Raw genomic sequence first — 17,917 nt, 5'->3', positions numbered from 1 at the left:
CACCCGTGAATGGCCGTAGGGGCGCGGATCACGCCGCCGCGCCCCTACGGCACTCACCGCCCACAGGCGTCAGCAGTCACGCTGTGTCTGCCCACCATCTGAAGAAGGAGATCCCTGTCATGACCTTGCTTTCGGCCGCGGAATTCGCGGAGTTCGCCGGCGAGTTTTCCCTGGCACTCGGCTCCAATTGCCGAGTCGAGCTGAGCAGCGACGGGCTGGAAGCCCTTGTCATCGATGATGAGGGGCGCGCTCTGGGCCTGCTGCCCGTGAGGACCGGGCGTGTCGCGATCAGCGTGCAGCTTCCTTCTGCCGCCGCATCGCTCGGCATCAGCGTCAAACCGGTTACCGTCACGGCCCGTTGTGGTGCGAGGCACGCTGCTGCTCACGTCCGGCGCAAGCTTCTGCCCGCTCACGCCGATGCCGTGACCCAGCTGCGCGAGCAGCGCTCTGCACAGCCAGCAGATCAGGCGGAGCCCGATCGGAAGCACAGTGCAGTGGATGCCAAGCGCGTGAGCGCAGCCCTGAACAAGGTGGCCCCGGCTTTCGGGGAACACAGCAGTGGCGGGTGGGTCCTGGATCCGCGGCGCAGCCGCGGCAGTTCCCGCCCTGCTGTCCGGTGGCAGAGTGGGTTGAGCGATCAGGCAATGAGGGATCGAGCCGTTGTGGCGATGTCGCCGTATCTTGCGGACGCGCTGCGCCGCGACGGTCTATCGACCACCGAGACCCGCAGGGGCGATGTGGTGTTCTTCGCGCCGCCGGCCCCGGAGGCGGGTGCGGCACGTTACGCCGTCACGGCGTCACTTGACCGGCCGGGGGTGCGGGACCTGGTGGATAGCCATACGGGAGCTTCTGTGCGCGGCTGTACCGACGAGAAGCGGGTCCAGGAGCTCGCCGAGGAGCTGAATGCCGAGGCGGAGAGGCGGCGCAACTGCGGACACGCGTCGCTTGCCTTGCCAGGTCTGAGTGCAGCCGCGGTCGAGTGGGCTGAACTCCGTTGCCTGGCCGTTGACCTGGCCCGGTCGGGCCATATGCCGTATGGCGTCGCGTCGGTCAATTACGCCGATGTTCCGGGGTTTCTTATCCTGCGAGGGGACCGCTCTGTGGCCTACGTGCATCGCCTGCTGGACCCCTGGGGAGATGCACGTCCCGGACAGCGCCGTTACGGTCCGCCGGTGGCCAGTCGGCGCTTCGACAAGGACTTGGCAGCCTACGCTGCCTGCCTGCCTGCCTTGCCAGGCCAGGCCGCTGGGCGGCCACGTGGTCCGGCCGCGTGCGTGTGGAGTTCCGGCGCTGAGCGAGGTGGAGGGGTAGGCCTCCGAGATATTCGGTTGCCACAACCAGCGGCATGGGTATTATGGAACATGTCCACAAGATCCCGAGCAATCGGCAGAGGAGTTCCAATGGCGACGGGCATCGCTGCGCAGCACGTCTCAAAGTCGGGCAAGTCGTTCGAGGTACACGACCGAGGGTATGACGACCAGGGTTACTACTGCCACAAGGCGATCATGATCACGCGGGACGTGAACGAGGAGGTAATCGACCAGCTCTACGCCAACACTGGCGCCCGCTGAGAAGATGACGAATTGGCTCTCGTGTACCGCGCAGCCGTCAAACTGAATCCGTAACCTCGCTCAACAGCGGCCCGATTGGCGGGACAGCAGCCGCCGGGGTGGGACTGCCTCTTATTAGGTTGCCCCACCCCAAATCAAAGGTGTTATTGAACATGTCGAGAGGTTGGCACCTCCCCGACACCGCCCAAAGAACGTCAGCACACGAGCAAGGAGCCGACATGGCCACCGCGATCAAGTCCCGTTCACGCACCGCCGTCCAGGAACCCTCCGAATCGCCGGACCCGGAGCTCCAGGCCGTGTTCCTCGACCCGGATGCCGTCCGGCGTGACGAGCAGAACGCCCGGACCTCCGACACCGAGCCCGACACCGACCTGATCTCCTCCGTCAAAGCCATCGGAGTCCAGGACCCGATCAGCGTGCGGCCCGGTCCCAACGGCACCTACACGGCGTTCAAGGGGTGGCGGCGCGCCCAGGCCGCGCAGATCGCCAACGCCAGCGCCGAGCAGGAGGAGCGCCCCCTCCAGAAGGTGCGCGCCTACATCCGCACCGATCTGGCAGACAAGGACAGCTGGACCCGCTTCCTGTCTCTCGTCGAGAACGACGTACGCCAGGGCATGAGCGAACGAGACACCGTGCAAGCCGTCGAAGTCGCTCTGATCGGCATGAGCGACGTGGAGCGCACCAAAGCCACCCGCGCGCTCGGGCTCAGGGGCGACGCCGCCAAGACGGCGAAGAAGGCCGCCAAGCTCAGTGATACAGACCTGCGCATGGCCACGGCCGAGGGCATGGACCTGGAGCAGCTCGCCGAGTTCTACGAGGTGCAGGATGCGCCCGGCGCACTCCAGCAGCTCAGCCGCGCCCAGGCCAAGGACGCGGACGAGGGCAAGGGCGGGCGCGGTCACTGGGACCACGCCATGGCATTGCTGCGGCAGGACCTGGAGGAGACCAAAGCCCGCGAAGCGGCCGTCAAGGCTCTCACCGACGCCCGGGTCCCGCTGCTCAAGTCCCGGTTTGGGTGGGGCGAGAAAGATCTGTCCCGCCCGCTGTCCCAGCTCACGACCGGGCTTCTCAACCCGATCACCGAGCAGATGCATGCCGGATGCGAAGGACACAGCGCCCGTCTCGACGACGAGCACCGCCCGGTATGGCACTGCTCCGACCCGGAGAAGTACGGGCACAGGCTCACCGCCGAGGCGAAGCAGCCCAAGGCCCCGGTGGATGAGGCCAAGAGGGCGGAGCGACAGAAGACGATCAGCCACAACAAGGCGTGGAAAGCCGCGCGGGAGGTCCGCAAGGACTTCATCGCGGGGCTCTGCCAGGGCAAGACGCTGCCCGACGAGGCCCGCAAGCTCGCACTGCGCACGGTGATGAGCACCCCGGAGCACTACCGGCAGTGGGTCACGAAGGGCAAGACCGAGGACGTAGCCCGGTTCCTGGGCATCAAGGAGCCCCAGGGCAGCACAACGGTGGCGGGCACCCGCAGCGTCGGCACCTTCGACGCGCTGGTCGAGCGCACTGGCAAGGCGAGGGAGTGGCACGCCCTGTTCGCCCACGCCGCTGCGGCCTGTGAGTACAGCCTGCGTGAAGACAAGGCATGGGCGAGTCTCTTCGCCCCGCAGGTGAAGTGGCTGGTCTTTCTCGAAGTGCTCGGCTACCCGCTCTCCGAGGTCGAGACCGAGGCACTCGCTCCGCACCGGCCCCAGCTCACCACCGGTTCGGCGGCCTGACGACCCAGCTCACCGCCCCTTACCTCGATCGCGCAGCCCACTCATTCACCGGTCGCCCCGCATCAGCGGGGCGACCGGTCCCGTTTCGTCCGAGCCCGCACGGGTGCGCGGGCCGGCCGCCACACCTCATTCCCATGGGAGGAACCACCATGCCCGTGATCAAGATCGTCCACACCCGGCGTGAAGGCACGCTGGTTGAGGGCAGCCGCAAGGGCGACGGAGTCTTTGAGATCGTCAGACCTCACGGCTTCCGCTACTTCCCCTCCCTGCGCCAGCTCGGTATCGGCCGCTCCCAAGACCGCGCTGCGCAAACCTGGAAGATCAATCCTGCCGCCGATGCCCTACGCGCCGCAGGCTTCGAGGTCGAGACAGTCATCGACGAGGACAGCCGCCGCACCTTCGCCGAAGCCGAGACCGACCGCATCGAACGGGCCGAGGAGCGCGCCGAACGATACGGGGAGCGGGCGGGCCGCGCTCAGGAGAACAGCGATGCACTGAGAGCCCAGGCCAAGCAGCTCCGCGACTCCATCCCCCTGGGCCAGCCCCTCCTCGTGGACCACTACTCGTACAACAGGGACCGGCAATTTCCAGGAGCGCACGCACCGCATCCAGGGGAAGGCCATCGCCGAGGGTGAACGCGCCGCCTACTTGGCCGGCCGGGCAGATTCAGCCGGGAACTACCAGCGCTACCGCAACAACCCCGGCACCACACTGCGCCGCATCGCGAAGCTGGAGGCGCAGCTGCGCCGGGTCCACAAGTGGCTTGCTGGCGAGTCCGCGGGAAGCTTCACCCGGCCTCTTCACCCGGAAGGAATCGCGGAGCTCCACCGGGAGGAAGAGGAGCTGGGGGAGGAACTCACCTACTGGCGGACGATCATCGCCCAGGCGGAGGCCGACGGCTTCAAGGTCTGGGGCATGGCCGATTTCGCCAAGGGTGACTTTGTCTGCTGCCGAGGCCGCTGGTTGCAGGTTCTGCGGGTTAACGCCAAATCCCTGACTGTCCCCGGCGGCCCGGACAGCCAGCGCGTCATCACCGCTGCGAACCGTGAGTTCAGCTGGGACGACCTGCTTCCGTACGACGCCGTCACCGGCCGCCGCTCTGCTGAGGAGATGCGCGCCGTGACCGACCCGAGCGCCCCGGGCCAGCAGAGCGACTGAAGACGTGCGCCGGGGGCCGCTGTCGCGCGGTCCCCGGCGCATGCCGTCTCATCACACATCCCCAGGAGCCAGATATGTCATTGCGTCCGAGGTACGAAGCTCTCGCCCAAGAGGTTGCTCCACTGCTGGGCGAGGGTTTCCGCGCCGAGCCGGCCCCCGGCCTGGGCCCCTGTCGGCCAGATCACCGTCCCCGCCGGTCACGTCATCCTGCTGCGCCACGACCACAGCGACGAAACGTCGCGGATTCTGGAGATGCCCCTGCCCGAGCCGGCACCACCGGGCACAAGGCCAGCTTCACTTCGTGTGCCCGCGGCCCGTTTCAGCGACCCGGCCTATCTGGCCGGGCGGATCCACCGTGATCTGCTCCCCCTCCACAGGAAGGCCATCACGAGCGCCCGGAACCGGGCAGCCGACCGCGCCGCCCAGGAGGAACGGCGTGCGCAGCTGATCAAGAACCTCAGCGCGACCGCTCCCGGTGAACAAGCCCCGGAAGAACTGGCCCGCTACCGCCCGTGGGATGAAACCAGCGTGGGGCGGGTGCGGGTCGAAGTAGATCCAGACAGCGCCGGGAACACGCTGCACGCTGCCGGCCTCTCGGTCGCCGAGAGCACTGCTGCGCTGCTTGCCCTGCTGAGCCGGCCGGGCTGGGACCACCATCTGCCCGCCCCAGACGCACCGGCGCCGCGTGAAGGCCACACCGCTGCTCACGAACAGCACTGACCGCTGTCCGTCGGCTGCTCCCCGTCGAGGGGGCAGGCAAGGGAGTTCACATGAACCTGAACCGCAGCACACCCGAGGGGGCCGCTATTGCGGAGCTGCAGACGAAGATGGCCGAGCTCACAGAGCGCTTCGGAGACTGGCCCGGCGGTGAGGTCGTGTCGGTCGTGGAGCCGTGGCTTGCCCAGTTCGACGCCGCGGCCGAGGCCGAAGGCAGCGACACCACGCATGCGATTCCCGTTGAAGCCGGCGGCGGAGTGCTCGCGCAGATCGGGGTCCGCGCGGTGCTTGCCCTGGCCGCTCGCACACTCAGTTCGCCAGGCCCTCGTGACCGCGCTATCCGGGAAGAGCTCGGCGTCTCTCCCACCAGCTACTTCCAGCTGCTGAACGCCCTGCTCGACTCCCCCGGTGCCGTCACTGTCGATCCCGTCACCGTCAACCGGCTGCGCCGCCTTCGCGACGTGCGCCGCATCACCAGGGAAGGAAACACCCGCTCATGAACGCCCACGTTCTCGTCATCGCCCCCGGCGCCGAACCGGTGCCTGAGCTGCTCACCGGCACGACGGTGCCGCTGTGCTGGCGAAGCCCCCTCCAGGTAAGGATCGACGATTGGCTGTCCGCCGCGCTGATCATCATCGACGACCGCTGCTCCACCACCCTCTTCGAACAGAGCCTCCCCCGGCGCGAAGACGTCCTGCTGCTGGGAAGGAGCCTGGACGACGCGACCATCTTCGGTCGTGGAGTAGCGCTCGGGGTTGAGGCGGTTGTGCATCTGCCGGACGCAGCAGCGTGGTTGGAGCTGCGCACGCATGTGGCGACCGGGGGCGTCTATGCGCAGTGGGAGCGTCTGCTGGGACCTGATCTCGACGGGTTCTCTGGGCCGGTTTCCTGAGGTGTCCGGAAAGCCGGGCGACAACACCCGGAGTTTATGTATTATAGAACATGTCACCGCTGGGACCGCCCCCGCCATGAGGTGATGTGGCTTGAGACCACCGCCGTCATGTCCGAGTGGGATCACCTGCTCCCCCGCTTCTGCGTCCGCTACAGCGGCGTGAATGCGAACCGGTCGGTCGACCTGCGGACGAAGGAAGTCGCCGAGCCGCTGGTAGCCGTGCGCATGGCGGAAGTCCTCAAGGAAGAGCTACCGGACTGGTGGGTGCGCGTCGAGGACATGGGAAGCGCCGAGCACCCCACCCGCCGATCGGGCACCGTCTTCTACGCCCTGAACGGGCGCAAGGGACACATTGCGATCCGGAACCGGTGCAGCGCCTCCGTTCAGTGGCTGGACGGGCCCCTCGGCCTCAACAGCTACCCGCTGGAGTACATGCGCGACACCCCACCGGCGCCGCGCGGCCCGGCCGGCTCCACCTGGCTGTGCCCCTTGCATACCTGAGGGCCCTTCACCGAGAACAAATCGCTCAGCACCCCGGGAGCTGGCCCGACCTGCTGTGCCCCCGGGCGCCCGGTCGGGCCAGCCAGACCCATCCCCGCTGGTCACCGCACAGCACCCGCCCGCACCGCCCGAGGAGGCACCCGTGCCAGGAGAGATCACCGCCACCATGCACGGGTTCGTGCACGACGAACCGCAGCTGCGCAGCACCGAACGGGGGATGCTCGCCTGCCGGTTTCGTCTCGTGTCGATCCCCCGCGAATACGACCGCGCCGCCGGTGAGTGGCGCGACGGGGAGCCCGTGATGGTGCTGGTCACCGTGCGGGGCCGCACCGCCCGCCACGTAGCCGCTTCGCTCACCGACCGTGTCCACGTGATCGTCACCGGCATGCTGGACATCCGCGACGGCCTGCTCTATCTGGACGCCGACCGGGTCGGCATCGACCTGACCGAACACGTCGCTTACATCGATGCGACGCTCCCCGACGTCCTCGCCGGCAAGACCCGCGTGGACACGAGCTCCGTCAAGCCCCGAGCTGCCACCCGCCAGGTACCGAAGACACCAAAGCCGGTGGCCGCCCCAGCAACGACAGACCCGGCGAACTGGCAAGCGATCACCTCGCCGACCCGGCAGATCACCCTCCGCCGCTCCCGGTGAAACCCACCGCCCCTGCCCGTACTGATCCACTCACGAAGGAGGTTCCCGTGCTGCGCTCTGGCATCCCAAGCCCCGACGTACTCCCCGGCCTCGACGCAACCGATCCGGTCGACCTCGTCATCAACTGGGGCCGAGGCGTCGACTCCACCACTTACCTGACCCGGATGCTCGACGATCCCGCCGCCCACGGAGTCGATCTACGGCGCACCGCTGTCATCACCATGGCGACCGGCGACGAATGGCCACGTACTGACAGCGACGCCGAAGAACACGTACTGCCCCTGCTGCGCCGGCACCATGTGCGCCTGGTCCAGCTGGCCCGCGCCGGACAGGCGAAGCACACGGGCATCGATGTCCTCGACGACTCCCGCAACCCCCAGCGCATGATCCGGCGCGGCCGCTGGGCGCTGTGGCACGAGATGGAAACCAACGGCACCGTTCCGCAGCAGGGCGGCAGCCGGCTGTGCAGCATCCGAGCCAAAGGAGAAGTCGGTGACCGGTGGATCCCCGGGGCCACCGGTGGTCGCCCCTTCCGCCAGGTCATCGGATTCAACGCCGACGAAGTCGGGCGTGCCATGGCCGACCGGGCGGCGAGCAGCAACCCGCTGCGCACCGCGTCCTTCCCACTCATCGACTGGTCCTGGGGTCGCAAACGGTGCGAGGACTATCTGCAGGAGCGCTTCGGGGTGCGGTGGCAGAAGTCCTACTGCACCTTCTGCTGCTACCCGGTCTCGATGGGCGCCCTGCCCCAGCATCTCGATCGGATGCGCGCCCACCCGGACATCGCCGGCCGTGTGCTGCGCCTGGAGTACACATCGATGTGTCTGAACCCCCACGGCAAACTGTTCGGGCGGCGGTCCCTCCTGGAGCAGTTCGATGAACGCCGCGGACAGGACCGGGCGATGCTGGACGCCTTTACCGCCGAGCTCCTCACCTGTGACTGGACGACGTACCTCGCGCGCCGCATCCTGCCGGTCAGCACCGCGAACCCCCCGGTACGCGCTCCGGCCCTGCGTTCGGTGCGGCGGCTGCACACCGGAGGCAGGGCCGCGCTGGGGCGCAGCCTGCAGCGGGTCGCAGAACGACGCAACCTTCGCGTGGAGAGCGACTCGTTGTACGGGGCCGTGCGGGACTGGGTCTTCGGGCGCGGCGAGAGTCTGCCGACGGCCGAGGAGTTCTTCGTCACCGCCCCCGGGTTCGTGAAGGACAAACAACAGGACCGCTTCGAAGCCGCGTGGACCGCCCACACCGGGCTGCGTGCGCTCACGCTCCCCGGAACCTGACAACGACCGTTCGGGCGGCTGCCCGCTGATACGCAGTGCGGCCGCCCTGCGGACAACCAAGGAGGACCGCCCGCTGACCACCCCGACCGTGACTGCGGCTCCCTGCCCGGATCTCGCCGCATATGATCTCATCGCCCCGCAGTTGTCCGGTGGCAACGACAGCGCGCTGACGATGTACCTGACCATGGAGGCCGCCCGCGCTGCGGGGGCCGTGGAGCGTGTGAAGAGCTTCCACGCGTGCCTGGGGTTGCTGGACTGGCCGCCCGTCAGCTACGGCGGCCGGATCTGGCCCGGCGTCGCTGAACTGGCAGCGCTGCAGAGCGCCGCCTTCGGCCTGCCGGCCGACCAGCACAGCGAGGTCACGCGCACACTGCCCGGGGAGAACGGCGCACGGCTGCCCCACTCGCTGCTCACCGAGATCGCTCTCTACGGCCGGTTTCCGAGGATGGGCGGCAAATATTGCACCAAATCGGCGAAGGAGTCGGTCGTCTCCGCGGCCTGGACCCCGTTCGTCACCGCCCGCCGCCGGGAACTCGGCCGCCCTGTCCGCATCCTCAAGGTGCAGGGCATGCGCTGGGAGGAGAGCCGCCGGCGCGCCACCCTTGTCCCCTACCGCAACGTTCAGACCAACAGCGCCCGTGTTGTCGACGAATGGCTTCCCGCCCTGGCATGGACCACCGCGGCCGCTCGTGAATGGTCAGGCGACTATCCGGATGTCCGGCACTGGACGTACGACTCAGTACCCGGCGCAGGTGACTGGCGCGGCACCTCCCGCTGTTCCTGCTCGCTGTGTGTCTTCGCCTCGCTGCGTGACCTGCTGCTCGCCATCAAGCGCCGGCCACGCCTGGCCGCGCTCTACGACGAGGTCGAGTCGGTACGCGGAGACAGCTTCCGCGCCGACCGGCGCATCCACGACCTCATCCACCAGGCGGCGGCCGCCGACACACCCGATCCCGGAGTGGTCTGCGCGGACGACTCTCCCGCCTTCGACACCCTCATTGCGCAGGTGCGCGATGCGCTCGCCCGGCCTCCGCGCAAGGCAGTGGATCTCGCACGGCGCCCGGACCAGGCACCACCGTGCGGCAGCTGCGCCGCTGCCCGCCTGTGACGCAGCACTGCGTTCCGTCCGGCCATCCGCAGGTATGAAGGAGATGCACGACCATGGACCACATGAACAACGCGACCGGTCAGCTGATGGGCCTGGTGGGCCGGGCAACCGCTCTGAGCGAACCGGCCCAGCTGCGGGCCCTCCTGCAGACGGGGCACTTGGCCTGGTGCGAAGGACTTGCCGAGGTACGGGCCGACGTGTTCCGCCGGTGCGCGGAACTCGACGACGCCGCCGTCGCCGCGTGGTGTCGCACAGCACGAAGCCCTTGGGAGCGGGGGCAACCACGCAGTGAAGCCGTCTCTTACCTTGCATTCGCTGTCTGGGACGCGTCGCCAGCGGCGATGGCATACACGGTGCTCGAGGAACGCGCGAGCGCGTTCGGCGTCACCCTGCTTGCCGAATAGCGCCTGCAACAGAGCCCGCGGACTGGACACACCCCACCGTCGTTTGGCATTATCGAAGATGTCGCACCCGTTCGGGTGACGTCACCGATCCTTGCCTTCATGGGGTGTTGAGATGTCGCAGGCCGCGGGCGCACGACTCGTGGATACCGCCGCGATCGTCGAGGAGTTCGCCACCACCCCCTCGAGGATCAGCGAGTGGCACCGCGACCGTGCCACGACGGGCTTCCCCGACGTGCATCACACCGAGGGCCGTAAGCGGTTCTGGGAGCACGACCTGGTCGCCGCGTTCTTCGCCGCCAAAGCCGACTCCCGCAACACCCGTACGCTGCCGGCCTCCGTACTCGAAGCCGATCCGGGCGAGCTGCTCACCGCGGCAGAGGTCACCGCCCTCCTCGGGTACAAGAACGCCTCAAGCGTCTACTGGTATCTGCGGAACCTGCCGGGCTACTTCCCCGAGCCCGACGAGACGATCGATGGAATGCGCTGGCGGCGGGGCACCATCGTCGCCTGGGTGCAGAGCCGGCCCGGCAAGGGCCGGCACGCCGGGTCCACCCGTACGGTCAAGCCGCTGCCGAAGGTATCCGCCGCCGGAGATCCCGACGAGCTGCTCGGCGTTCCAGAGGCTGCGGCCCTGCTCGGATTCAGCAGCACGCCCAGCTTCTCCAGCTCTCTCTCCCAGGGGAACCTCCCCGAGCTCGCCGAGCCCGAGAGCCTGGATGTCGCCGGCGGGCGTCCCCGTAAGGGATGGCGGCGGGCGACAATTCTCGCTGCCGCTTCCCGCCTCGGTATCTCGACCACGAAGCGGCGCCCCGCCGGCGGCAGCGAGCTCCTGGGCGCGGAGGAGGCTGCCACCATCCTCGGATACAGCAGCGCCGCCAGCTTCAACGGCGCCCTCTTCCGCGGCCGGCTGCCGGAGCTCGAGGAGCCTGACGCGGTGGAAGCCCAGCCCGGCGGGCGCGGCAAACCGCAGAAGAAGTGGACCCGCAAGAGACTGGAGAAGCTGGCCGCGGCCCGCAGCGGCTCCTGAACCAACCGCTCCACGCCCGGGCCCCGTCCGGGCATACCGTAGATGTGGCACCTGGCTGTGGGCATGACGAACGCCCCGGCGGGCCAGGCTGCCGCCCGATGGCCGGTATGGAGGGATCGCCAGTCCCTCCTCCTGCGCAGACACGACGCCTGCGCAGGGCCGGCCACCGGTCAGGCGCTACTGCCCCACTCGGCTGTCCGTCCGCTCGCGCAGGAAGTCGGCATGCCTGTTGTGTCGTGCGTACTCCGCTGAGGAGCCCAGTACCTTGGGCGGACCGCTGAGAGATGGCCTGCCATCAGCCCCCCTTGGGAGTTCATTCGTGAAAGATGCCAGCCGCCAGGACTTCCGTCTGATCGTTACTGGCGGAGGGACCGGAGGCCATACCTATCCCGCGCTCACCGCTGTGCGTGCGCTGCAGGCCCGACTCCAGGCTTCCGGCAAGACCCTAGCCGTGCTGTGGATCGGCACGGCGGACGGGTTGGAGGCGCGGGTCGCCCCGGCTGAAGGCATTGCCTTCACCACGGTCGTCACGGGCAAGATCCGCCGCTCGAGTAACCCGCTGAAGATGGTGAGTCCGGCCAACGTGCGGGACATGGCGAGGGTGCCGCTCGGTGTCGCGCAGGCCCGGAAAATCGTTGCCGACTTCCGGCCGGACGTCGTTCTCGCCACCGGCGGGTACGTCGCTGTCCCCGCTGGGCTGGCCGCCCGCTTGTGCCGTCGGCCACTGGTCCTCCACGAACAGACCGTGCGCCTGGGTCTCGCCAACCGGAAGTTGGCGAGCTCGGCGACGCGGATTGCGGTGTCGTCGGATTCGTCGCTACCGCTCCTGCCGGGCTCGGTGCGGGGTGCCGCAGTAGTGACTGGCAACCCGATCCGCCCCGAGGTCTTGGCCGGACACGCGGAGAAGGCGATCGATGCGCTGGAGCTGCGAGGCTTCGACCGGCACCTGCCGACCGTGTACGTCACCGGCGGAGCCCAAGGCTCCCAGCAGATCAACGAAAGGATTCGGGACTCGCTGCCGTGGCTGCTGGGCCACGCGAACGTAATCCACCAGTGCGGCCCCACGAACGTCGAGGCCCTGCAGCAGCACGCGTCGCTCCTTTCCCCGGAGTTGGCAGGCCGGTACTACCTCACCGGATTCGTCGGCCCTGAGCTCCCCGACGTCCTGGCCTTGGCCGACGTAGTGATCTCCCGGAGCGGTGCCGGCACTCTCGCCGAGCTCACCGCCCTCGGCAAGCCTGCCGTGTTCATCCCGCTCGCCTCCTCGGCCGGGAATGAGCAAGCGCACAACGCCCAGCACTTGGAAGCCACCGGCGCCGCTGTAGCTCTTCTCGGTGAAGTCACCGGAGAAGCCCTGCGTGACGCGGTGGGCCCGCTCCTCACGGACCCTGTCCGACGGGACGCGATGGCGGAGCGAGCCCGGGCACACGGAAAGCCGGACGCAGCGGACAGGCTCGTGGACGTGATCCTTTCCGCCGCGTCCGGCTGACCGGCGCGGGACATCTACGGGAGGTGCCGGGCGGCGCCATCCTCGACGAAGGTGACGACGGCGGCGAACGCGGCGGCGTCCTTCCCCCACGGGTCGGGGACGTCCCGGTCACCCAGGTAAAGACCGAGCTTGGTCACGGTGCGCTCGTCAGCCATGTCCCGGAGGTCGGCGAGGTTGTTGCCGTCCATGGCGAGTACGACGTCGGCCCACTCCAGCAGTTCGCGGCTGACGTGCGCACCTCGGTGGGTGGTCAGGTCGTAGCCACGCGCAGCCGCCGCGGTGACCATCGCGGCGTGGGCGGGCTTGCCTACCCACCGATCGCGAGTGCCGGCCGACCTGACCTCAACAGCGGACCTACCCAGTTGGGTCAGGACGGCGGCGGCGAGCGGGGATCGGCAGTGGTTGCCGAGGCAGACCGTCAGGAGGCGCCGCGGCCCGGGGGCGGTCATCGGGTCGCCGTCTGGGCGAGGGACTGCCGGAGCTCGGCGGTGACCGTCTCGACGTCGGCCTCCGTCATGCGTTGGTGGAACGGCAGGGTCATGATTTCCCGGCCTACCTGCTCGGTCACCGGGAGCGGACGGTGCCACGCGGCGAAGGCCGACTGGAGGTGGTTCGGCGGGTAGTGCGTGCCGACGCCGACGCCCCGGGCGCGCAGGGTCCGGAACACTTGGTCGCGCCGGTCGTGGACCCGTACGGCGCATAGATGGGGCACGGATCGTTCCACGTCAACATCCACGACGCTGGCGCCGTCCATGCCCCGCAGCGCGTTGGCGTACGCTCGCCACAGGGCCTTGCGCTTGGTCTCGGCTTTGTCGAAGTGCGCGAGTTGGGCGGAACCGATCGCCGCGTTGAGCGAGGACATCTGGACTCTTAGCCCGAACCCGTCGACGGTGTAGCCGGTCGCTTCCGCGCGCCAGGCCGCGGATTCGACGATGCCCAGGCCGCGGAGTTTGCGGCACCGGTCGGCCTCAAGTGGGTTGCGCGGCACGATCATGCCGCCCTGCCCGCACGTCAGATTCTTGATCGGCCCGAAGGAGAAGCAGGTCAGCGCACCAGTTGCTCCGACGCGCTGTGCGCCGTTGTAGGAGCCGAAAGCGTGGGCGGCGTCCTCAACGACGGCGATGCCGCGCTCGGTCAGCGCCGGCCGCACATCGCAGAGGTCGACGGCCCGGCCGCCGTACAGCACGGGCATGACCGCCCGGGTGTCCGCCGTGATGGCGTCCAGCACCGCACCGGAGTTGATGCACAGAGTGCGGGGGCTGACCTCGACGAAGCAGGGCCGGGCGCCGACGGCGAGGATCGCCTGGACGGTCGCACAGAACGTCATGGACGGGACGATCACCTCGTCACCCGGGCCGATACCCGCAGCAAGCAGGGCAACGTGCAGCGCGGATGTGCCCGAGGCGACCGCCACCGTTTCAGAAACGCCGAGGAAGGTAGCGACTTCGCCCTCGAACCGGTCGGTGACGGCGGTGTGGCCGTACTGTCCGCTACGCAAGGCCTCGACGACGCCCGCCTCCTCGGGGCCATACAGGTACGGGCGGGCGTTATCGCCCGCACCTGCAGCAATAGTCACTGTCACGGCTGTGTTCCCTCGCTGGTCAACGTCTCGGTGTACTTGGTCAGGCGGACCGCGGGCGCGTAGCGAAGCCGCTCGTGGTCGACGTGGTGCTCGAAGAGGCCTGCCAGGAGTTGCCCAGTGAGGTCGGCCCCGGCCGCCTCACTCGCGGGGAATCCGCCGCCGACTCGAGCGTTGACTTCGGTCATGACGACTCGCTCCGCGCTGCCCTCACAGATAAAGCCCTGGGCGCAGCACGCCCCGGCCGCGCCGACGGCGGCCAGCGTCTGTCGCACACGGTCCTCGGTCTCCTGGTCGTGGAACGTCTCGCTCACCACCGCGAGGCCGCCCTTGACCAGGAGCCGATAGCGGAGGATCACCGACGCCCGGCCGGCGCGGTCCACGAGGCAGTCCGCGGTGAACTCCTGGCCGGCGACCTGTTCCTGGACGATGGGTTCGGGCACCAGCTCGCACAGGATCCGGGCCTGTTCCCTGGTTCGGCAGAAGTACACGTTCTGGGCGCCCTGCCCGAGGCGGGGCTTGACCACAAGACCGCGGCCGTCGCAGAGCTCGTCGATGTCGTGCGGGAGGACGGTGTGCGGGGTGGGAACGCTGTGTTTGGTCAGCGCCGCAAGGAACGCGGCCTTGTCGGTGCAGGTTTCGATCGCGTCCGGGTCCGGGAGCCATGTCGTCACGCCGAGGTCGGCCAGCGGACGCCGCAGCGTGACGAGCTTCGAGAGCTCCTGCTCCACTGCGGACAAGATCGCGTGGGGGCGCAGTTCACCGCACAGCCGGAGCAGGCCTGCCCGGTAGCTCGGGTGGGCAGCCGGGGCGGTGACGCGCGGGGTGACGTCCGGCAGGAGCAGCCCCGGCGCGAGCGGGTTGGAGTCCCCAGCGATGACATGGCAGCCGAGCCTCATCAGGGCCCGGGCGAGGTCGAAGCCGGGAGCGCCGCCGACACCAGTCACAAGGATGCGGCGCGGGGCGAGCTGGTCAGTGGACATGGTCACGCTCCGGGCGGGCGGCGGTGGCACGTACAGCCGGCAGGGGGGCATGCGGGTTGCGGGACAGCGGGGCCCAGCGGTCGGGGTTACGGCGGTACCAGGCTGCGGTCTCGACGAGCCCGGTCGCGAAGTCATGGGTGGGCTGGTAGCCGAGGTGATCGGCGATCTTCGTCCAGTCCATGGAGTACCGGAGGTCGTTGGACGGCCGATCGGGGATATAGGTGACCGAGTCCCAGCTGGCATCGCAGATGCGCAGCAGCTCGCTGGTCAGGTCGCGGCCGGACAGGTCGGTGCCGCCGCCGATGTTGTAGATCTCGCCTGGGGCGCCGCCGCGCAGGACAAGCTCGATCGCGCTGCAGTTGTCCTCGACGTGCAGCCAGTTGCGTACGTGCTGGCCCCGGCCGTGCAGGGTGACGGGCTCGCCTCGGAGGAGGCGGGTCACGAACAACGGGATGATCTTCTCCGGGTGCTGGTAGGGCCCGTAGTTGTTCGAGGAGCGGGTCACGCACACCGGCATGCCGTACGTGTGGAAGTACGAGAGCGCCACGAGGTCGCTGGCTGCTTTCGACGCAGCGTAGGGGACGGTGGGCCGGACCGGGTCGTCCTCGGTAGCTGAGCCTTCCAGCAGCGGCCCGTAGACCTCGTCCGTGGAGACGTGCACGAATCGCTGGATGCCATGACGCATCGCGGCGTCCGCAAGGGTCTGGGTCCCCAACACGTTCGTGGTCAGGAACGTGCCGGCAGCGAAGAATGAGCGGTCGACGTGGGACTCGGCGGCGAAGTGGACGATGGCGGTGTGCTCGCTGACGAGCTGATCGACCAGGTCGCCGTCGATGACGTTGCCGTGAACGAACCTGAGCTTCGGGCTGAGGAAGGCCTCGCCGAGGTTTTCGATGTGCCCTGCGTAGGTGAGCGCGTCGAGGACGGTCACATGGGTGACGTCGCCGGCTTGCAGGATGCGCTTGACGAAGTGCGAGCCGATGAAGCCGGCCCCGCCCGTGACGAGCACCTTTTGCACTTTGTCCATAGTGGGCCTCCGGTAGGAGTGCGGGCAGCGGAACGCCTGAGTGCGCCGACCGTCTGTCAGACCACGATGACGGCGCGGATGCGGGGCTTGGGCATGGCGAGCGGGGCCTGCATACGCTGTGCGTACCCGGCACACGGTGTGCCTCCGTGCGCCCTGTCGCACCGTCACATTCGGCGCTAGCGTCGACTGTCCGTTGGTGCGTAGCAGGAGGGACCTATGGGCCAGACAGTGGACGTCGGCGCGGTCATCCGCGGCGCTCGCTGCACCGCTCGAATCACCCAGGCGCAATTGGGCGCCCAGTGCGGATACTCGGCTTCGGCTATCTCCCGGATCGAGTCCAACCGGCTCCGCCTGGACTACCAATCCATGCTGCGCGTAGCCGCAGTGTTGGGCATCAGACCCGACCAGCTCAACGGGTTGGGTGTCCCGGAAGGGGCGGCAGTCGCTACGGTAGCCCTCCGGTCATCTGACGAGGAGGACGCGGTGCGTCGTAGGGAACTGCTGACCGGGGTCCTGGCCGCCGGCGCAACTGTCGTCATCGGCGCCAGCCAGGCATCGGCCTCCGCAGTGACGGGGGATCCTGCCACGGGCTTGGAGGACGCCTTGTTCCGGCTTCCGGCCGCTGAGCCGATGTCGCTGGCCATGCTCAAGGAGCAGACTACGGCGGCGCGGCGGGCGTTTCGCGCGGCCAGGTACGCCGACCTTGGCCAGGCGCTGCCGGGTCTGTTGTCCGCCGCATCGGCTACCCGCGACGCTGCCCAAGGACAGGCACGAGAGCATGCGAGCGCCATCCTGGCCCGCGCGTATGTGGTTGCCGCGGACCTGGCACTCAAGCAGCATTCCGACGCCGCGTGGGTAGCGGCCGACCGGGCGCTTATCGCTGCCCGGGCCAGCGGCGCTCCGGTGCCGATCGGTGAGGCATCCCGGGTGTTGGCAATCACCATGCGCCGATCGGGCCGGTGCTCATCCGCCGTGCAACTGCTCGCCCGCGAGGCTGGCGAGCTCGACGCGACGCAGGCACGCACGGGGGCGGTAAGGACGACACTGCTCCTCACCGCCGCGTACTCGGCCGCCACCGGCGGGGACCGAACGACAGCACTCTCGCTGCTCGACGAGGCACAGGAGGACGTCAAGCGGCTGCCGGAAGTCGCCGGGCTGTTCACAGTCGAGGCGAACCGGGCGCAGGTGGACGTGTACCGCATCGGCGCGCTCAACGCACTTGGTACCCCGGACGAGGGCGCGAACATCGCGGCTGGCCTGGATATCGACCGCATCTCGACGGCAGAGCGCCGGGCCCGGGCGTGGACGGACACGGCCCGCATGTGGCACGCCCTCGGCGACGGGCAGCAGACCTTCTCGGCGCTGCGCCGCGTGGAGGCAGAGGCGCCGCAGGAGGTTCGGCGTCCCGCGCTGCGGGCCCTGACATCGGATCTACTGTATGGGCCGGCTCGAGTGCAGGGTCTACGGGAGTTCGCCGCCCGCACCGGAGCGCTGGCGGCATAAGCTGCTGAACGGAGCGGTGCCCCTCCCGCAGAGAGGTCGGGAGGAGCACCACACGTGTCAGGCGGTCAGCAGTTCTTGTAGGCGACCCGGGTCGAGTTGTACGAACAGGTATCGATGGTGCTGCCGCTCGACTTCCTCAAGTGGCGGTGTCCCGGTCGCTGTTCCAGACGTAGGCGCGCCGGCCCTGGTACCTGTTGGGGGTCTGTACAGCGAATGGTGGGACTCGGTTGATTGTTTCTATCGGCGTCCGGCGGTGAGCCGGCCGTCGAAGGTGATGTCGAAGGCGTTGAGTG

At 68.6% G+C, this 17,917-nt stretch carries 19 protein-coding genes; 15 read left to right on the top strand and 4 right to left on the bottom strand.

What is annotated here, in order from left to right; genetic code table 11:
- Positions 1 to 119: 119 nt before the first annotated feature.
- The 14 genes from AB0M87_RS32115 (at position 120) to AB0M87_RS32050 (ending at position 12,532) form a co-directional block, all read left to right on the top strand.
- On the top strand, positions 120 to 1,571 hold the full coding sequence (locus AB0M87_RS32115; protein ID WP_365859282.1) for a hypothetical protein: 1,452 nt from the start codon (positions 120 to 122) through the stop codon (positions 1,569 to 1,571).
- Positions 1,572 to 1,789: 218 nt separating this feature from the next.
- Positions 1,790 to 3,298, top strand: a complete 1,509-nt coding sequence (locus AB0M87_RS32110; protein ID WP_365859280.1) for a ParB/RepB/Spo0J family partition protein — start codon at positions 1,790 to 1,792, stop codon at positions 3,296 to 3,298.
- A gap of 149 nt (positions 3,299 to 3,447) precedes the next feature.
- Positions 3,448 to 3,933, top strand: a complete 486-nt coding sequence (locus tag AB0M87_RS32105; RefSeq protein ID WP_365859278.1) for a DUF3560 domain-containing protein — start codon at positions 3,448 to 3,450, stop codon at positions 3,931 to 3,933.
- Between the two features lie 13 nt (positions 3,934 to 3,946).
- Positions 3,947 to 4,456 (top strand): hypothetical protein, encoded by a 510-nt coding sequence (locus tag AB0M87_RS32100; RefSeq protein WP_365859277.1) that lies wholly within the window; start codon positions 3,947 to 3,949, stop codon positions 4,454 to 4,456.
- A gap of 303 nt (positions 4,457 to 4,759) precedes the next feature.
- Positions 4,760 to 5,176, top strand: coding sequence for a hypothetical protein (locus AB0M87_RS32095; RefSeq protein ID WP_365859275.1), 417 nt, complete (start codon positions 4,760 to 4,762; stop codon positions 5,174 to 5,176).
- A gap of 230 nt (positions 5,177 to 5,406) precedes the next feature.
- Positions 5,407 to 5,673: a DUF3263 domain-containing protein gene (locus AB0M87_RS32090; protein ID WP_365859306.1), complete on the top strand. Its 267-nt coding sequence runs from the start codon at positions 5,407 to 5,409 to the stop codon at positions 5,671 to 5,673.
- A complete protein-coding gene (locus tag AB0M87_RS32085) occupies positions 5,670 to 6,065 on the top strand; it encodes a hypothetical protein (protein ID WP_365859273.1) in 396 nt (131 codons plus the stop codon). Before AB0M87_RS32090 ends, AB0M87_RS32085 begins: the two co-directional genes overlap by 4 nt.
- 108 nt (positions 6,066 to 6,173) lie before the next feature.
- Entirely contained in the window at positions 6,174 to 6,566 is a 393-nt protein-coding gene (locus tag AB0M87_RS32080) for a hypothetical protein (protein WP_365859271.1), read from the top strand.
- A gap of 142 nt (positions 6,567 to 6,708) precedes the next feature.
- A complete protein-coding gene (locus tag AB0M87_RS32075) occupies positions 6,709 to 7,221 on the top strand; it encodes a single-stranded DNA-binding protein (RefSeq protein ID WP_365859269.1) in 513 nt (170 codons plus the stop codon).
- Between the two features lie 47 nt (positions 7,222 to 7,268).
- Positions 7,269 to 8,504, top strand: coding sequence for a hypothetical protein (locus AB0M87_RS32070; RefSeq protein ID WP_365859267.1), 1,236 nt, complete (start codon positions 7,269 to 7,271; stop codon positions 8,502 to 8,504).
- Positions 8,479 to 9,612: a phosphoadenosine phosphosulfate reductase gene (locus AB0M87_RS32065; RefSeq protein WP_365859265.1), complete on the top strand. Its 1,134-nt coding sequence runs from the start codon at positions 8,479 to 8,481 to the stop codon at positions 9,610 to 9,612. The genes AB0M87_RS32070 and AB0M87_RS32065 overlap by 26 nt, the downstream gene beginning before the upstream one ends.
- Before the next feature lie 53 nt (positions 9,613 to 9,665).
- Positions 9,666 to 10,016 carry a hypothetical protein gene (locus tag AB0M87_RS32060; RefSeq protein WP_365859263.1) on the top strand — a complete coding sequence of 117 codons (351 nt, stop codon included), beginning with the start codon at positions 9,666 to 9,668 and terminating at the stop codon, positions 10,014 to 10,016.
- A gap of 112 nt (positions 10,017 to 10,128) precedes the next feature.
- Complete coding sequence (locus AB0M87_RS32055) at positions 10,129 to 11,043, top strand: hypothetical protein (RefSeq protein ID WP_365859261.1); 915 nt, start codon at positions 10,129 to 10,131, stop codon at positions 11,041 to 11,043.
- 319 nt (positions 11,044 to 11,362) lie between these two features.
- Positions 11,363 to 12,532: a UDP-N-acetylglucosamine--N-acetylmuramyl-(pentapeptide) pyrophosphoryl-undecaprenol N-acetylglucosamine transferase gene (locus AB0M87_RS32050; protein WP_365859259.1), complete on the top strand. Its 1,170-nt coding sequence runs from the start codon at positions 11,363 to 11,365 to the stop codon at positions 12,530 to 12,532.
- Positions 12,533 to 12,546: 14 nt separating this feature from the next.
- Here the strand turns inward: AB0M87_RS32050 and AB0M87_RS32045 are convergent, their stop codons facing one another.
- Genes AB0M87_RS32045 through rfbB form a run of 4 tightly spaced genes read right to left on the bottom strand, consistent with a single transcriptional unit; the run spans position 12,547 to position 16,121 of the window.
- Complete coding sequence (locus tag AB0M87_RS32045) at positions 12,547 to 12,981, bottom strand: low molecular weight phosphotyrosine protein phosphatase (protein WP_365859257.1); 435 nt, start codon at positions 12,979 to 12,981, stop codon at positions 12,547 to 12,549.
- A complete protein-coding gene (locus tag AB0M87_RS32040; protein ID WP_365859255.1) occupies positions 12,978 to 14,108 on the bottom strand; it encodes a DegT/DnrJ/EryC1/StrS family aminotransferase in 1,131 nt (376 codons plus the stop codon). Before AB0M87_RS32040 ends, AB0M87_RS32045 begins: the two co-directional genes overlap by 4 nt.
- Positions 14,109 to 14,110: 2 nt before the next feature.
- On the bottom strand, positions 14,111 to 15,094 hold the full coding sequence (locus tag AB0M87_RS32035; RefSeq protein WP_365859253.1) for an ATP-grasp domain-containing protein: 984 nt from the start codon (positions 15,092 to 15,094) through the stop codon (positions 14,111 to 14,113).
- Complete coding sequence (rfbB, locus tag AB0M87_RS32030) at positions 15,084 to 16,121, bottom strand: dTDP-glucose 4,6-dehydratase (RefSeq protein ID WP_365859251.1); 1,038 nt, start codon at positions 16,119 to 16,121, stop codon at positions 15,084 to 15,086. The genes AB0M87_RS32035 and rfbB overlap by 11 nt, the downstream gene beginning before the upstream one ends.
- Positions 16,122 to 16,337: 216 nt before the next feature.
- Here rfbB and AB0M87_RS32025 point away from each other — a divergent pair, with 216 nt between their 5' ends.
- The gene (locus AB0M87_RS32025) at positions 16,338 to 17,624 is read left to right on the top strand and encodes a helix-turn-helix transcriptional regulator (RefSeq protein WP_365859249.1); all 1,287 of its coding nucleotides are present in this window, start codon (positions 16,338 to 16,340) and stop codon (positions 17,622 to 17,624) included.
- The last annotated feature ends 293 nt before the right edge of the window (positions 17,625 to 17,917 follow it).

It is taken from the genome of Streptomyces sp. NPDC051320 (assembly GCF_040682175.1).
Taxonomy (GTDB): Bacteria; Actinomycetota; Actinomycetes; order Streptomycetales; family Streptomycetaceae; genus Streptomyces.
The sequence above is the reverse complement of the archived record's forward strand: the minus strand, read 5'-3'. Positions and strand labels throughout refer to the sequence as shown.

Excerpts from the sequence above, each read along its gene's own strand:
- AB0M87_RS32115 (WP_365859282.1), top strand. The coding sequence starts at position 120 with ATGACCTTGCTTTCGGCCGCGGAATTCGCGGAGTTCGCCGGCGAGTTT.
- AB0M87_RS32110 (WP_365859280.1), top strand. The coding sequence starts at position 1,790 with ATGGCCACCGCGATCAAGTCCCGTTCACGCACCGCCGTCCAGGAACCC.
- AB0M87_RS32105 (WP_365859278.1), top strand. The coding sequence starts at position 3,448 with ATGCCCGTGATCAAGATCGTCCACACCCGGCGTGAAGGCACGCTGGTT.
- AB0M87_RS32085 (WP_365859273.1), top strand. The coding sequence starts at position 5,670 with ATGAACGCCCACGTTCTCGTCATCGCCCCCGGCGCCGAACCGGTGCCT.
- AB0M87_RS32080 (WP_365859271.1), top strand. The coding sequence starts at position 6,174 with ATGTCCGAGTGGGATCACCTGCTCCCCCGCTTCTGCGTCCGCTACAGC.
- AB0M87_RS32060 (WP_365859263.1), top strand. The coding sequence starts at position 9,666 with ATGGACCACATGAACAACGCGACCGGTCAGCTGATGGGCCTGGTGGGC.
- AB0M87_RS32055 (WP_365859261.1), top strand. The coding sequence starts at position 10,129 with ATGTCGCAGGCCGCGGGCGCACGACTCGTGGATACCGCCGCGATCGTC.
- AB0M87_RS32045 (WP_365859257.1), bottom strand. The coding sequence starts at position 12,981 with ATGACCGCCCCCGGGCCGCGGCGCCTCCTGACGGTCTGCCTCGGCAAC.
- AB0M87_RS32035 (WP_365859253.1), bottom strand. The coding sequence starts at position 15,094 with ATGTCCACTGACCAGCTCGCCCCGCGCCGCATCCTTGTGACTGGTGTC.
- rfbB (WP_365859251.1), bottom strand. The coding sequence starts at position 16,121 with ATGGACAAAGTGCAAAAGGTGCTCGTCACGGGCGGGGCCGGCTTCATC.
- AB0M87_RS32025 (WP_365859249.1), top strand. The coding sequence starts at position 16,338 with ATGGGCCAGACAGTGGACGTCGGCGCGGTCATCCGCGGCGCTCGCTGC.